At 35.0% G+C, this 15,440-nt stretch carries 15 protein-coding genes and 1 riboswitch; of the genes, 6 read left to right on the top strand and 9 right to left on the bottom strand.

Annotated features, from left to right (window positions below; all coding sequences use genetic code 11):
* From L1I30_RS08900 to L1I30_RS08875, 6 genes are all read right to left on the bottom strand, one after another.
* On the bottom strand, positions 1-546 hold the full coding sequence (locus tag L1I30_RS08900) for an acyl-CoA thioesterase (RefSeq protein ID WP_236133927.1): 546 nt from the start codon (positions 544-546) through the stop codon (positions 1-3).
* Positions 543-911 carry a 6-phosphogluconate dehydrogenase gene (locus L1I30_RS08895; RefSeq protein ID WP_236133926.1) on the bottom strand — a complete coding sequence of 123 codons (369 nt, stop codon included), beginning with the start codon at positions 909-911 and terminating at the stop codon, positions 543-545. Before L1I30_RS08895 ends, L1I30_RS08900 begins: the two co-directional genes overlap by 4 nt.
* A gap of 98 nt (positions 912-1,009) precedes the next feature.
* On the bottom strand, positions 1,010-2,416 hold the full coding sequence (locus L1I30_RS08890) for a DNA recombination protein RmuC (protein WP_236133925.1): 1,407 nt from the start codon (positions 2,414-2,416) through the stop codon (positions 1,010-1,012).
* An 80-nt stretch (positions 2,417-2,496) separates the two neighbouring features.
* Complete coding sequence (locus L1I30_RS08885) at positions 2,497-3,291, bottom strand: ABC transporter ATP-binding protein (protein ID WP_236134032.1); 795 nt, start codon at positions 3,289-3,291, stop codon at positions 2,497-2,499.
* A 1-nt stretch (position 3,292) separates the two neighbouring features.
* On the bottom strand, positions 3,293-4,324 hold the full coding sequence (locus tag L1I30_RS08880) for a FecCD family ABC transporter permease (protein ID WP_236133924.1): 1,032 nt from the start codon (positions 4,322-4,324) through the stop codon (positions 3,293-3,295).
* Positions 4,325-5,458, bottom strand: coding sequence for an ABC transporter substrate-binding protein (locus L1I30_RS08875; protein WP_236133923.1), 1,134 nt, complete (start codon positions 5,456-5,458; stop codon positions 4,325-4,327).
* A 69-nt stretch (positions 5,459-5,527) separates the two neighbouring features.
* Positions 5,528-5,784, top strand: a riboswitch (cobalamin riboswitch).
* 64 nt (positions 5,785-5,848) lie between these two features.
* Between L1I30_RS08875 and L1I30_RS08870 the strand changes: the two genes are divergently transcribed.
* Positions 5,849-7,780: a TonB-dependent receptor plug domain-containing protein gene (locus L1I30_RS08870; protein ID WP_236133922.1), complete on the top strand. Its 1,932-nt coding sequence runs from the start codon at positions 5,849-5,851 to the stop codon at positions 7,778-7,780.
* 72 nt (positions 7,781-7,852) lie between these two features.
* On the opposite strand, the gene L1I30_RS08865 is transcribed toward L1I30_RS08870, so the two are convergent.
* On the bottom strand, positions 7,853-9,304 hold the full coding sequence (locus L1I30_RS08865) for a GFO_1087 family putative carboxy terminal peptidase (protein ID WP_236133921.1): 1,452 nt from the start codon (positions 9,302-9,304) through the stop codon (positions 7,853-7,855).
* Positions 9,305-9,433: 129 nt separating this feature from the next.
* Between L1I30_RS08865 and L1I30_RS08860 the strand changes: the two genes are divergently transcribed.
* The 4 genes from L1I30_RS08860 to L1I30_RS08845 are packed head-to-tail and all read left to right on the top strand — an operon-like array spanning position 9,434 to position 11,470.
* Positions 9,434-9,943 carry a GFO_1088 family ECF-type sigma factor gene (locus L1I30_RS08860; RefSeq protein ID WP_236133920.1) on the top strand — a complete coding sequence of 170 codons (510 nt, stop codon included), beginning with the start codon at positions 9,434-9,436 and terminating at the stop codon, positions 9,941-9,943.
* Complete coding sequence (locus L1I30_RS08855) at positions 9,930-10,376, top strand: PG0215 family putative anti-sigma factor (protein WP_236133919.1); 447 nt, start codon at positions 9,930-9,932, stop codon at positions 10,374-10,376. Before L1I30_RS08860 ends, L1I30_RS08855 begins: the two co-directional genes overlap by 14 nt.
* Before the next feature lie 15 nt (positions 10,377-10,391).
* Positions 10,392-10,919, top strand: a complete 528-nt coding sequence (locus L1I30_RS08850) for a GFO_1090 family protein (RefSeq protein WP_236133918.1) — start codon at positions 10,392-10,394, stop codon at positions 10,917-10,919.
* Between the two features lie 2 nt (positions 10,920-10,921).
* The gene (locus L1I30_RS08845; RefSeq protein ID WP_236133917.1) at positions 10,922-11,470 is read left to right on the top strand and encodes a GFO_1091 family lipoprotein; all 549 of its coding nucleotides are present in this window, start codon (positions 10,922-10,924) and stop codon (positions 11,468-11,470) included.
* Between the two features lie 74 nt (positions 11,471-11,544).
* On the opposite strand, the gene purB is transcribed toward L1I30_RS08845, so the two are convergent.
* Positions 11,545-12,882 carry an adenylosuccinate lyase gene (purB, locus tag L1I30_RS08840; protein WP_236134031.1) on the bottom strand — a complete coding sequence of 446 codons (1,338 nt, stop codon included), beginning with the start codon at positions 12,880-12,882 and terminating at the stop codon, positions 11,545-11,547.
* Between the two features lie 126 nt (positions 12,883-13,008).
* The gene (locus tag L1I30_RS08835) at positions 13,009-13,686 is read right to left on the bottom strand and encodes an SIR2 family NAD-dependent protein deacylase (RefSeq protein WP_236133916.1); all 678 of its coding nucleotides are present in this window, start codon (positions 13,684-13,686) and stop codon (positions 13,009-13,011) included.
* Positions 13,687-14,259: 573 nt separating this feature from the next.
* On the opposite strand from L1I30_RS08835, the gene L1I30_RS08830 reads away from it, so the two are divergent.
* Positions 14,260-15,339 (top strand): polysaccharide deacetylase family protein, encoded by a 1,080-nt coding sequence (locus tag L1I30_RS08830; RefSeq protein WP_236133915.1) that lies wholly within the window; start codon positions 14,260-14,262, stop codon positions 15,337-15,339.
* Positions 15,340-15,440 lie beyond the last annotated feature (101 nt).

Here is a 15,440-nt window from a genome sequence, read left to right as displayed (position 1 = left end):
TTATAAAAGTTTTACATTATGATCTTCAAGTATATGTAAGTACTCTTTACTTGAAAAGTCGGTTTCATGAAATTCTCTTTTTCGGTTCGATTTCATTTTATTTCTTTTAATACTTTTTACGAAACGTCGAATGTCATGGTCATTCTCTAAGATCAAACCGGGAACTGCTATCGATTTACCGTTTTCATCTTTGGCCACCATCGTGAAATAAGAAGAATTACAATGTTTAACCTCTCCGCTTTGAATATTCTCTGCTTCTACCCGTATTCCAATTACCATAGAGCTTCTACCCACGTAATTTACAGATGCTCTCATAGTTACCAGTTCGCCAATTTCTATAGGGCTTAGAAAATCGACAGTATCTACGCTGGCAGTTACACAATAGGCTCTAGAATGTTTAGAGGCACAGGCAAAGGCAATTTGATCTAAAAGGGATAAAATATAGCCACCATGTATCTTACCATTGAAATTGGAATGGGAGGGTAGCATAAGTTCATTTATAACTACCTGTGAGTCTGAAATGTGCTTGAATTTATTATCTATCATCTATCTCTAAAATGTGGGGATTGTGCTTCTTCTACCTTTTTTATGAAATACTTGGAGTCTCCCCAGAAGTAAAAAGTAGCATATCGCTCTATGTAGGTTAGTTTTACGTAATTTCCTTCATTTTCCTGAAGTTGTTTAATTACTTCCTTGTCACTTCCAAGGACAGAAAATTGAAAAATCTGTGCCCCGCTAATGCCTTGGCTAATTTCTCCTTCCCATGTTTTAGCGATTACCCCTTTTCTACTAAATTTTATTAATTCCCCGGTTCTGGTTCCTTCACTATAGGGAACAAATGTTATGAATGCAAAATAGAGCAGGTATAAAACTGCCAGTACACCCAAAATATAAAAAAGGACTTTTTTCATTATATCTGTTGTCGAATTATTTCATTTGCCATAAAGCGCTTGGCGAAGGTACATTGAAATTTATAGAGTTAAAAGCGTGACTGTTTTTGGGCTTTAAATTAATTGTTCTCTGGCAACATATTATCTTCATCTTTAGCCTGCGTAAGTAATTTGTGCTCCATTTGCTTACTTGACTTTGCTCCAAGTTTCTTTAATTTTTCTACTCTGTTTATTAAATTACCTTTTCCGGTGAGCTTTTTCATTGCAGAATCATAGGTGGTTTGTACGGTTCCAATTTGTTTCCCGACTTTTAAAAGATCATCAGTTAAATTAACAAAGGAATCATATAAAGCCCCTGCCTGAGTGGCGATAGCAATTGCATTCTGTTTTTGCTTCTCATTTTGCCACATGCTATCTATGGTTTTTAGAACGGCCAGGAGAGTAGTGGGGGTTACGATAATGATATTTTTATCGAATGCTTCAGAATATAAGCCGGGATATTGGTGAGAGGCAATAGCGAAGGCAGCTTCAATAGGTATAAAAAGAAGCACAAAGTCCGGACTTTCCATTTCAAATAGCTGATGATAGTTCTTGGCGCTAAGCTCATCCACCCGCTTTTTGACAGAAATCACATGGCTTTTTAAATCGGCAGTCTTTTCGTTTTCTTCATTCCCATTAATATAGCGTTCATATGCTATTAGAGAAACTTTCGAATCGACAATAATTTTCTTATCACCCGGTAGATGTATCACTACGTCGGGCATCACTCGTTTGCCGCTATCGGTAGTGAAGTTTTGCTGCACAAAGTATTCGCTGTCCTTTTGCAATCCGCTGCGTTCAAGAACTCGCTCTAATACCATTTCACCCCAGTTACCCTGCATTTTGGTGTCGCCTTTTAAAGCTTTGGTAAGATTGAGCGCTTCTTCGCTTATCTTTAAATTCTGTTCGTTTAAAAATTGAAGTTGCTTCCCTAATTCGGCATGTCGCTGAATGAAATCGGTACTATTCTTATCTACCTTTTCCTCAAAATTTTTAATCTTCTCGTTAAGAGGATTTAATATGTTCTGAATATTTTCTTTATTGAGTAAGGTAAATTTCTCCGATTTCTGATCTAATATCCTATTGGCAAGATTCTCGAATTCTTTGGTAAATTTTTCCTGAAGTTTTTCAACTTCCTCTTTTTGCTCCACATTTCTTTGCTGAAGATTCTTGAATTCTGAATTCTTTCTGGTAAGCTCGGTACTAAAAAAATCCTTTTCTCTTCTGATTTCTTCCTGCTCTTCTCTAAGCGTTTTAACCTGCTGTAACTGTTCTTCTTTAAAATAATTAAATTCAGAATTTTTTCTTTCTAAATCGCTGGAATATAGTTTTTTGTTTTCTTCTATCTGAATGGTTAATTGATTGTTTTTTTCCTGAAGGATGCTTATTTCTGCTTTACTTTTAAGGCCAGCAAGCATTCGTCCTAAGAAAAACCCAATGGTGAGGGAAACTACAGCACTAATTAGGATGAAAAGGGTATCGTTCATATTTTCAGAGTTACTACTTCAAAGATAGATAATAGCAGCACTTTTTAAAGAGTATAACCTAAAATCTAATCGAGGAAGATTTAAGTGTTTATTTTGAAAGTTTGAGAGCTCCTATCGAAAATAATGAGATCTGTGGGGAAAAGGTTAGTAAATGCGTCTTTTTCAATTAACTCCAGAGGAGTTCCAATACTCACTTTATCCTTTTCCATCAAAATAATCTTATCACATAGTTGTAGGGCAAGATTAATTTCATGTGTAGCGAAAAGAATACTTTTATTAGTACGCTGAGTAAGGTCTTTTAAGAGTTTTAATACATGGGCTTGATGATAAATATCAAGATGAGTAGTAGGTTCATCTAAAATTACCAGAGGCGTATTTTGCGCCAAAGCTCTGGCAATTAAAGTTTTTTGCAGTTGGCCGTCGCTTAACTCGTAACATTTTTTATGTTGGAGTGAGCTTATGTTTACAAGTTCAATAGCCTGATTTATATGTGTTTTATCTTCTTCACTTAAAGTCCCAATCCAATTTGTATACGGCTGCCTTCCTAAAGCTATCAGCTCATAAACACTCAAATTTTTCGATATAGGCTGCTCGGTTAAAACGACACTTATCAAAGTAGAAAGTTCCAAAGAATTAAGCTTGTTTTTTTGTAATCCATTAATCAGAATTTTCCCATTTAAAGAATCCTGTATACCGCTAAGACTTCTTAATAATGTGGATTTCCCAACACCATTAACGCCTATAAGGGCCACTAGAGCTCCACTCTCAATCTGGATATTGATATCTTTGGCAATAAGAGTTTCTTCACTTTTATTACGATATCCAATAGAAAGATTATTGGTTTGGAGGATGATATGTTGGTTCGAGGTTTTAATTTTAAAATAAAAATTTACGTTTTCTAATAAGTAACCAAATTACAACTGGTGCACCAATTAAAGAAGTGATAGCATTAATTGGAAGTGTAAACTCACTTCCTGGTAGTTGAGCGGCTGTATCACATATCAACATGAGAATAGCTCCCCCCATTATTACGGCAGGGAGTAATATTCTGTGGTCATTAACTGGTATAATTTGTCTTACTAAATGGGGGACGGCTAGTCCAACAAATGCTATTGGTCCGGCAAAGGCCGTTATGCTACCAGCCAGAAGGCTAGTTGAAATTATAATAAGTAATCTGTTTTTGCTAATACTTACACCCAAACTTCGGGCATATTGCTCTCCTAACAGTAGGGTGTTAAGATTTTTTATACAGAATATGGCCACAATTATGCCCGTTATCCAGAATAATGATAGAATGATAACATCATTCCATGAGAGATTTCCAAGGCTTCCAAACGACCAAAAGACGTATTGCTGTAATTGTGCCGCAGAGCTAAAATAAGAAAGCACACTAACCACTGCTGCCGTTAAACTCGCAAACATAAGCCCAATTATTAAGATGGCCATAGTATCCCTTAATTTCGCTGAAGCCAGAAGCACAGCCAATAACACCAGTAAACTTCCTATACTGGAAGCAATAACTAAACTCCATTTAGATAGAAGAACCGCGCCTGTTACACCTCCAAATAAGCCGGCTCCCATGATAATTAAGGCAACACCAAGGCTTGCTCCACTACTTAATCCAAGCACGTATGGCCCGGCAAGCGGATTTCTAAAAAGAGTTTGCATTAATAATCCACTCACGGCTAATCCAGAACCGGTTAAAATTGCGGTTAACACTTTGGGAAGCCTATATTCTAAAATAATATATCTCCAGCTCTCATTCTCTACTTTGTAATTAAATAGACTTTTTAAGATATCGGGTATAGGAATGTTAACAGAGCCCAAACTTAAATTGATGCAGGCAATTAAAATAACCCCGCCAAATAATGCTATTAATAACTTATTGTAATAGTTGGGATTAGGCATTTATTCCAGAGGTTTAAAAAAAGTGGTTTTATAGTCTGGTAAAAGTTCAGGATGAAAAATTGCAATGAGATCTTTTAATACCAGGTCAGGTCGGTTGGGACCTAATTCATAGTATAATACACCACCGGTTTCTCCTAAGCTGTTGCTATAGGTATACACCTTTTTGTTTTTGACAGCTGTAAACTGTTTATAATGAAGTGAGGCATCATCTAATTGAGAAAAGCTAGTGAACTGACCTGGCGCCACCCAAAATTCGGCATGTTGGGCATCACTTAATACCGTTTCAAAGGCTAATGCTATGCTACCATTTCCGTGCGTGTCTGAATAGATATAAGAAGCATTTGCATCTTTAATAAATTGTGCCTGCCATGAATTGCCATAGGGAACATACCACTGGTCTTTATACATAGACCCGCTCAATACCTGTGGACTACTTTCTGCAGTTGCTGCAAGCTTTTTAGCCTTTTTATAACCGATGTCTATTTTTTTGAATAATAATGAAGCCATTTCAGTTTTATTATAGAATGCTCCAAAAAACTTAATCCATTCAGCTTTTCCCAAGGGTGATTCTTCCATCCAGTCTCCATTAAATACTACCGGAATCCCAGATTTTTTAAAAGTATCATAGGTTTTATTATTTCCTTCTATAGAAAATCCTATTAGTACATCGGGTTTTAAAGCCAAAACAATTTCTGTGTTAATAGCTTCATTGGTACCCAACTCTGTAAGTTCATTTTTTTCAATTCTTGTTCGTGTCTTTTTAGAAGAAATATATTGCAGGCCTGGAAATCCAACCAAACTTTTTTCTTCGTTTAAAGCCTCTAAAGAAGGGATATGTGTAGTAGAAGTAACAACGATTTTCTTTACAGGGATAGATATTTTGCTATCGTAATTAAGGTTTTCAGGAACTTTATTTTCATCTATAACCAATAGATAGGTATAATCTTTATCTGAATCCGGCCACGCATTTTTAACATTAAGGATCTTATAGCCATCAAATTGAGTTATGCTGAAACCTTTAGCGTATTTAATTGCGAGGGTATCACCTTCAGGATTTGAGGTATCCATTTGTTTTTTATCAGTTTTGCATGATAAAAGAGAAATTACTAGAAAGAAATAAAGAATTGATTTCAAGAAATAGTATTTAAGTTTCAAAAGTAAGATTATTTAATTTTTTATAGAGCCGAGATAGAGAAATGTTTAAATTCGCATTGAAATTTTGGTTTGATCGCGTGTTATTATTTACACTCGATCAATTAAAAGGGAATCAGGTGAGCTGAGTTAGAATTTTATAACTCATAAATCCTGAGCTGTTCCCGCAACTGTAAGCTTAGTCTAATCTTACTAAAAGAGATTGGATGTTTATTGTTACTACTTCTTAAACCACTGTCCGTTTAGAATGGATGGGAAGGTAAACAATAAAACGCAAGCCAGGAGACCTGCCATAATTCACTAATGTCAAACTTTCGGGATAAAAGTTTGGTGTAGGATACTACATCTTTTTTCCTGTACTAATTAATTATTATGCACAAAAAATTATGGATTTGTGGTGCGTTGCTATGCACCGGTTTGTCTATTGCACAAACCCAAACAAAAGTGGAATCTTTAGAGGAAGTAGTTCTAATAGATTCTAAGTTCAACTTGAAACGCGAGCACAGCGGGAAGGTGGTAACAAAGATCACTGCTGCAGAACTGGAAAGAAGTCGCGGACTCAGTATTCCAGAGCTTATTAACAGGGTGTCTGGTATTGAAATTAACGGATCTCAAAGTAACGAGGGGCAGAACCTCGGTTATTATGTTCGCGGGGGAAGAAATAGGGAAGTGGTTATTTTAGTAGATGGTATACAGGTGAGCGATCCATCATCTATTGCTAACGATTTTGATCTACGTTTATTGGCGCTCGATCAGGTAGCCTCTATAGAGATTATAAAAGGGGCTTCCAGCACACTATATGGTTCTGGCGCCGCTGCCGCAGTTATAAATATAACCACCAAAGTCCCTGTAGATAAAAAGATAGGCTTGAACCTTCAAACAACGCTTAGTACTAATCAGTCTCAAAATGATCAGGATTATGATGTTGCTAAATTTGATAATGCGGTGGGCGTGAGCGGAAGAGTTTCTAAGTTTAATTACCAGGTAAATTTCAGCAATAGATATTCTGATAATCTTTCTGCTGTTAGCTCGGGAGATGAAACAATAAAATTTGATGAAGATTCTTTTTCCAAATACAATGTGTATGCGCGACTGGGGTATAAAATTAGCGATCAGCTGAAATTCTATTTCTATGGGAATTTTGATAAGTTCAATTCAGCATTTGATGATGCGTTCATGTATGCCGATGCAGATAACAAGTTAATATCTGAACAGTTTAGAACCGGAAGTCACTGGGTGGCAAGCTATAAAAATGGAAGTTTTATTTTTAGCGATAGTTATGCTGAAGTTAAAAGAGAGACCCAATCAGATTATCCTGGTAAATATGATAGTCGTGTCTATAGCTTCGATGCGCATAATAAATATGTTTTTGGGGAGAAGTTTTATACTATACTGGGTGTAAATGGTATTTTTAGCGACTTCAATAGTTATAGTATTCCATATGGTGAAACCGATTTCACGCAAACGGTGAGCGATAAGGTTGCTGATTTTGATATTGTTGATCCCTACTTCAATGTGGTATATATATCTGGAACAGGTTTTAATTTAAATACCGGAACAAGATTGAATATTCATAGTGAATACGGTACAAATTGGGTTCATAATTTAAATCCATCCTATACATATACTACTAAAAATGGATATGTAAAGGCTTTAACCTCTTATAGTACAGCATATATCACCCCGTCTTTATATCAATTATATGATCCTAATTATGGGAATGCAGAATTAAAGCCTGAGGAAAGCAGGACTTTTGAAGTTGGCTTAGAGTATAACAATCTGCATTTAAATATAAGTGCGGTATACTTCAACAGGAAGTCTGAAAATTATATCGATTTTGTTACAATAGATCCTGTAAACTATATTTCAGCTTATAAAAATATAGAGGAAGAATTTACAGCAAAAGGATTGGAAATTGAAATGAATACTGAGATAATTAACAACTTAGATCTTTCAATGAACTATACTTTTACGGAAGCCGATGAGAAATTTGCATTACGCATCCCTAAGCATAAGATTAATGCAGAATTGGGTTACCAAATTACAACAAGCACTTTCACCTCTTTATCGTATCAATATAATGACGATAGAACCGACACGTATTTTGATAATACAACCTTTGAGAACAAGCAGGTGATTTTGAAGAGTTATAGCCTGTTAGACTTTTATATAAGTCAACAGGTTAACTCACATCTTAAAATATTTGGAGGGATTAGTAATATTACAAATGAGAAGTACCAGGAGTTATATCGTTTCAGAACTCGTGGAAGAAATGCGAGAATGGGGTTAGCTTTAAATTTTTGAGGAAGATTATTCAGTTAATAAAAAAAGGCTTCGATACAATCGAAGCCTTTTTTTATTAACTAAATTAGGAATTTATTCTCTAATTGCAGGAACTTTATCAATATACATTCTTTGATAGTTTAACTCGCTCATGTTGCTTTCTCCTACAAAATCATATTTAATAAAATCTGTTGGAATAGCCCTTCTGTTTCCTTGAATAACATCTAAAGCCACTTTTAGCATAGGCTCATCAGCATCTCCAAGAACTCCTAGTTGTCTAAAGTTTTCGCTAACCTCATAATCTGGATCCAATCCATTCACATAATCAGAAACACCTGCAGAGTTAACCGATTTTAACACTAATGGCTGAATAGCATAGGTGTGCTTAGAATTTGCTCCATTTCTTCCGAAGTTAGAAGAATCGTATAATGTAACGGATGCTTGGAATTTACCTGTAGTAGTCTCACCAACTTGTACTACATCAATATAAGGCTTTAAACCATTTATCACTAATTCACTGGCGGAAGCTGATCTTCCCGTGGTTAAAATGTACACCTTTGAAAGGTTAAGGCTGTTAATTGATTCCCCTGTTTTTAAGGTGGTATTGAAGTTGTTCACTAAGCTTTCAGGACTTTCTGCTTCAAAGTACGCCTGATAATCTGCATTCCACTGTTCTTTCATAAACAGTTGTCCTGCAAACTGCCCGGTGATCATAGAAGCTAAGTCTGTTGCAGTTCTTACAGAACCACCACCATTGTAACGTAAATCAAGTACCAGTTCTGTTACACCATCAGTTTTAAACTGTCCAAATGCATCGTTCAATTGTGGATCATAATCAGCAGTAAAGCTATTATACATTAAGTATCCCACTTTTTTACCGCCAACATCTAAAGTCTTCGAAATATAAACAGGGTTGGTATTGTATTCAGTTTTAGTAAGGTTTATGGTTTCTCCTGAATCAGATATTGTAGTATCGTTAAGTGTAGCCAATCCAATGGTAAATGTTTGAGGCTCTAATAACGCAGCATAATTGGTATCGGTAAGTTGTTGTCCATCGATCTTATTAAAGAAATCGCCTCTTTTTACTCCGGCCACCGCGGCAGAAGAGTTTGGCAGCACATATCTCACATACCCAAATACTTCCGAACAGCCATCACAATAACGCACTAAACCATAAGACATTCCGGTAGTCGTACTCTTACCGCTAAAAGAATTTTCTAATTCTACATAGTCCTCTACAATAAAGCTGAATCTGTCTTGTGTTGCAGTTAATCCGTCATAAAATAAATTCTCGGGAGTGCTGTAATTATCAAGGAAATCGTTTCTGTCATCGGCCGTAGAAAAATATCCATCAGCCAATTGTGCTACATCTGATTTATATAGATAGATTTCATTTAAACCACGATAGATGAAATTTTCTATTGTTAGATCTCTTCCTTCAACAACTGGATCTGGTTTAACGGGAGTATCAGTATCATCACTTGAACATGCAGTAAAAAAACCTACCGATAACAGGCTAAACAAAATAAGTTTGTAAATTTTCATAGAATATATAATTGATTATTTTAATTTTTTTCTAAAAGTAACATGATATTCGTAATTTCAAAAAAATATGTAACAAAATTATTTTTGATTCGTCGTAAAGATGAGAAGGTTATTAACCAACCAATTTAAATGAACCAGCATACCTTCATAAATATAATAAACCCGGTAAAGGATAAAGTATACCGTTTGGCACTGCGTTTGCTTGTATCAAAGGAAGCAGCTGAAGATGCCACACAAGAAATTATTTTAAAATTATGGAATGCTAAATTAAGTATCAAGCATTATACCAATGTGGAAGCTTTTATAATGACGATGACAAAAAATTACTGTCTGGATCAGTTAAAGTCAAAACAAAATAACAATTTAAAAATTGTTCATAGCAATTATGAGGGTAGGGAAAAGGGAATCCATGAGCAGCTGGAAATCAAAGATGAACTAAGCCACATTGATGTGATTTTACAAAAGTTGCCGGCCCAACAGCAATTAATTTTTCAGTTAAGAGAAGTGGAGCAATATGAATTTGATGAAATTGTAGAAATAACGGGGATGAATCACACTGCTATTAGGGTGGCTTTATCCAGAATTAGAAAGAAACTGAGGGAAGAAATGATCAAAAAGCATCGTTATGGAATTACATAAACTAAATAAGCTAATAGATAAATACGAAGCCGGGGAAACCTCTTTAGCAGAAGAAGCCCAGCTTAGAAATTATTTTAAAAGCCACAATGTTCCTGCACATTTGGAGGAGTATCAAGATATCTTCAATTATGCGTTGATAGAAAAAAAGCACAGTTCTAAGAAGAAGGTAAGAATTAGAAGATCGAATAAATACTATGGTTTAGTAGGTGTAGTAGCTAGTCTATTACTTATGATTGGAATTTTTTCGTTTCAGTATTACGGTAATAACGAACTGACCACTGAGAATCTAGGAACCATTGAAGATCCGGTGGAAGCTTATGAAAATACAAAGAAGACCCTGCAAATGGTAGCCGAAGTGCTGAATAGTGGGAGAAAAGATCTAGAATATTTAAAAGAGTTTAATACCACCAAGAACAAATTTTTAAACAATTAATTAAACTATAAGCAGATGAAAAAATTAATAATTATAGCAATAATAGCCATGACCTCTTATGTGAGCAATGCTCAGAATTTCGATAAATACGAAAATATGAAGGAGGTAGATGCAATGGTAATGACCAGCAAAATGTTCAAATTGCTAGCAAAAGTAGATCTTAGTTCGGAAGATCCTGAGGCACAGCAATACATCAATTTGATTGAGAATTTAAAAGAAATCAAGATGTATACTTCCAGTCAGGCATCTGTGCGCACTCAAATGTCTACCGATGTTTCCGCATATTTGAAGAAAGGATCTCTTGAACAATTAATGAGGGTGAATGAGGATGGTAAGAATATTAAATTCTATTCTAAGCCGGGAAGAAATGAGAATTTTGTAAGTGAACTTTTTATGTTCATGGAAGGAGAAAAAGATGGTAAACCTGTTTCTGTGATCTTAAGTATCACGGGAGATATAGATCTTACTCAATTATCAAAATTGGCTACCGACTTAAAAGTGCCTGGGGCTAATGAATTAAAGAAAGTAAATAAAAAATCGTAGATATGAAATTTATAAAAGCCTTAAGCATAGCAGCCCTGAGTATTGGTTTTATAGCTTGTAATAGCGAGCAAAGTTTACAGAAATACTATGTAGATAATCAAGACAACAAGGAGTTTGTTGCTATAGACGTACCCACAAGTATGTTTACAAATGCTGAATCTTTAGATGAAGAACAGCTAAAGACATTGGAAACTATTAAAAAAATCAATTTGTTAGCTATTCCTAAAAAAGCTGAAAATGAAGAAAGAATAGCGGCTGAAAAATCGAATATTTCTGAAATTCTGAAGAACAAGAAATATCAATTATTGATGAAATATGGTGGAGCAAACGCCAAAATGGAAGTATACTATACCGGAGAAGAAGAAGCTGTTGATGAAGTAGTGGTATATGGATTTGACAATGAAAGAGGTGTTGGTATAGCTCGAGTTCTGGGGGATAATATGAAACCTGGAGATATATTGGGTTTGATGAGGTCTTTAGAAAAAGGGGATATAGATATGGATGGTTTGAAAGGTATTTCTACAATATTCTCTGATCAAGTGTCGAAATAGAAGCATAGTTAATTAAAAGAAAAATCCCTTAGATTAAGTAAATCTAAGGGATTTTTTATGGGTAGTAGAATTATTTAAATGCCCGTATAATTTTGAGGGGTAATGGCTTTAAGTTCGGTTTTAATTTCATCAGAAACTTCTAAGGTTTCAATAAAATTAGCCATACTTTCCTTATTAATAGCATTATTAGTTCTAGTTAAGCCTTTCAAGGCTTCATACGGATTTGGATAAGCCTCGCGTCTAAGAATTGTTTGGATAGCTTCAGCAACAACAGCCCAGTTATTTTCTAGGTCCATTTCAATTTTAGATTGATTCAGCAATAATTTCCCCAGTCCTTTTAAAGTAGATTGAAATGCAATAAGAGTATGTCCAATGGGAACGCCAATATTTCTTAAAACAGTGCTGTCAGTCAGGTCGCGCTGAAGTCGGCTTACCGGTAACTTTCCAGATAGATGTTCAAATATAGCATTTGCAATTCCTAGGTTACCTTCACTGTTCTCAAAATCGATTGGATTAACTTTATGAGGCATAGCAGATGAACCTACTTCCCCTTTTTTGATCTTTTGCTTGAAATAATCCATAGACACATAGGTCCAAATATCTCTGTCAAGGTCAATTAAGATGGTGTTAATTCTCTTTAATGCATCAAAAAGACCAGCCATATGGTCGTAATGTTCTATTTGTGTAGTAGGGAAGGAGTGATGTAATTGCAATGTGTTTTCAACAAACCGAGAACCAAATTGTTTCCAGTCTATTGCGGGATAAGCAACTTTATGAGCATTATAATTCCCGGTTGCTCCACCAAATTTCGCTGCATGGGGAATAGTTTTTAATTGCTCTAATTGGGCTTCAATTCTTGTAATATACACGTCTATCTCTTTACCTAAACGGGTAGGTGAAGCAGGCTGTCCATGTGTTCTGGCTAAAAGTGGGATATGGGCCCAGTCTTTGCTCAAGTTCTTTAAAGTTGAAATAATTTCTTGTAAGGAAGGGAAATACACCTCTTCAATAGCCTCTTTTAGGCTTAATGGAATAGCTGTATTATTAATATCTTGGGAGGTAAGACCAAAATGTATAAATTCTTTGGAATCACTTAGGCCTAACTTATCAAATTTATCTTTTATAAAATATTCAACAGCTTTCACATCGTGATTGGTAGTTTTTTCAATCTCCTTGATTGCTTGAGCATCTTCCGTGGAAAAATTTAAATAGATGGCCCTAAGTTCAGGAAAAATAGCAGTTTCCACCTGTTTTAATTGAGGAAGCGGTAATTCGCACAGAGCGATAAAGTATTCAATTTCTACTCTCACTCTATATTTAATAAGCGCTTCTTCACTGAAGTAAACACTTAGGTTTTTTGTTTTTTGATGATATCTTCCATCTATAGGTGAAATTGCTGAAAGCGGTGTCATTTCCTGCTGTTTTTTGGATTTAAGCATCAAAGATAATCCTTTAGCTATTTTAACAAAGACAGAAACCTTCTTATTTTCCATGATTTTTCATCAATTTTAATTTCTGATGAACGTCTAGTCCAATGTCTACTCTAGTAGCCGGGATACTAATTCAGGTACACCGAGGCTTGCCTTCTTAGGAATGATCTCCACATTAGTGCTTTTTAATAAATTAGGTTGAGGATCAATAAAGTAGATAGAAGTGTTATCCTTGGCATAATCTAGAAGTGCAGCTGCGGGATATACCTGCATTGAAGTACCTATAATAATAAGGATATCTGCTTTTTCGGTAATTTCAGCAGCTTTAGGAAACATTTTTACCGCTTCACCAAACCATACCACATATGGCCTTAATTGAAAATTGTGCTCACAAAAATGTCCTATGTTAAGGTCCTTTCTCCAATCCATAATTAGATCTTCATCAAAAGTACTTTGTACCTTTAACAACTCTCCATGCAAATGATACACCTTAGAGCTACCTGCACGTTCATGTAGATCATCTATATTTTGTGTGATCACGCTTACATCATAGAGTTTTTCTAATTCCTTAATTGCAAAATGAGCGGGATTGGGGCTAACTTCAAGCAGTTGTTTGCGGCGCTGATTGTAGAACTCCAGAACCTTTTTTGGATTTTTCTTCCAACCTTCAGGAGAAGCAACTTCCATTATATCGTGTCCTTCCCATAGGCCGTCGGCATCACGGAATGTTTTAATCCCGCTTTCAGCACTAATACCTGCACCAGTCAAAACTACTATGTGTTTCATTTCAAGTTTATTAAGTACTGAAAGTTGAGCTTTCTGGGTACTTTGGTGAAAATAAGATTTTAAGTCTTATTATTATGTTTTACTATAGGTATATTTAGTTAGACTGTAACGGGAACATAAAGCGATTAAGAACACTAAATTACTATTGTGAGTCTAAATAATGTCATGAGCTCAATATACTTCCAGCCTTTTATCAATTGTTTATAATTAACAATAACAAGATATATACGCTGATGATCGTGTAAATAGAGGTATCATTAAATAGAAACTCAACAAAGTCTTTTTTTCAAAATTGGATTTCGAAGAAAGTCACAATGATTATTTCTCGGTTTAAACGAAAACTAAATCTCCTGTCGAATACTCAATTTAATCAATTATATGATATTTTATGCAATCGATTGATATAAGATTTGTTTAATGATTAAAAATTAATAGTTCGTGCTTCAAAAATTCTATTTGTTCATCCATCTCAGTTCTATATTTGTTTATAAAGCACGCTGAATTTCTATGTTGTAAAGTTCGGGAACCGATTTCGAGTTATTTGAATTTCTAATAAAAAATATCAACTTCATTATGTACAAATTTTTAACCGTTCTACTGTTTTTCATTTTTTCTTATATCAATCTAGCTGTAACGGAAAAATATGGGACCTCGGATTTAAGAAATTATAAAATCTCTACAAGATGTAAATATCAAATCAAAGAAAACGCAGTTTCTAATAAGTATGAGGTGGCAGTATGGAAAAATTTTACAGAAGCAGCCATTAGTCATACATGGGATGACAATACTTCCAATCAGCTAACAGTAGCACTTCCGATATATGATCATTATAATTTTAAAACTACTTTCTTTACCGTTTCCGGATGGGAGCCTAACTGGGAATCTTTAAGATCTGCAATGCTGAATGGTCACGAGGTGGCCTCTCATTCACACTCTCATAGGCGGTTTGATGAATTAACTAAGAAGGAAATAAACAGTGAACTTGTAAATTCTAAAAATGAGATAGCTACAAAGTTAGGAAGTAATAAGTGTCTTACATATGCCTATTCCAATTGTATAACGGAGGATTATGAATTAACAAAAAACTTCTATATAGCGGCCAGAGACTGCGATGAGCAGATAGAGGCTCAAACTCCTGCAGATTTTATGAAAATTAGCTCCTTTCTATGCGGGAGCGAATCAGAGAATAAAACAGCGAAACATTTTAATGACATCGCCGAAAGTGCTGCGGTAGAGAAGGGGTGGGCAGTTTATCTCTTTCATGGTGTAGATAATGATGGAGGCTATTCATCTATAAAAAGTGATGAACTTGCGAAGCATTTAAAATTCCTTGACGCTAACCGAACTACTTACTGGTTAGACACTTTTGTAAACGTAGTAAAATACATTAAAGAGCGTGATGCAGTAATTGTAAAGGAGCTTTCTAATAGTAGGAATATTATAACAGCTGAACTAACCGACGGCCTTGATAATGATATATATAATTATCCTCTTAGCATAAAAAAGGAAATTCCGCTTTATTGGAACACTGTAAAAGTAGCGCAAAACAAAAAGGCTGTTCAATTTTTTATAAAGAAAGAGGATGGCAAACAATATGTAATTTTTGAAGCGATTCCAGACGCTGGTATAGTAAGCATTAAGAATTATAAATAACACCTTTTTATTAGAGCGGTAGATATGCTAAATCTTACCAATAGTTTGTGTGAAACGAAGCTTTTAATTTGCAACAATTTGCTCTTGCTGTCTCAATAGGT

It is taken from the genome of Gillisia lutea (assembly GCF_021568705.1).
Taxonomy (GTDB): Bacteria; Bacteroidota; Bacteroidia; order Flavobacteriales; family Flavobacteriaceae; genus Gillisia; species Gillisia lutea.
Note: the sequence above shows the minus strand (reverse complement) of the source record. Positions and strands in the feature narration are given on the sequence as shown.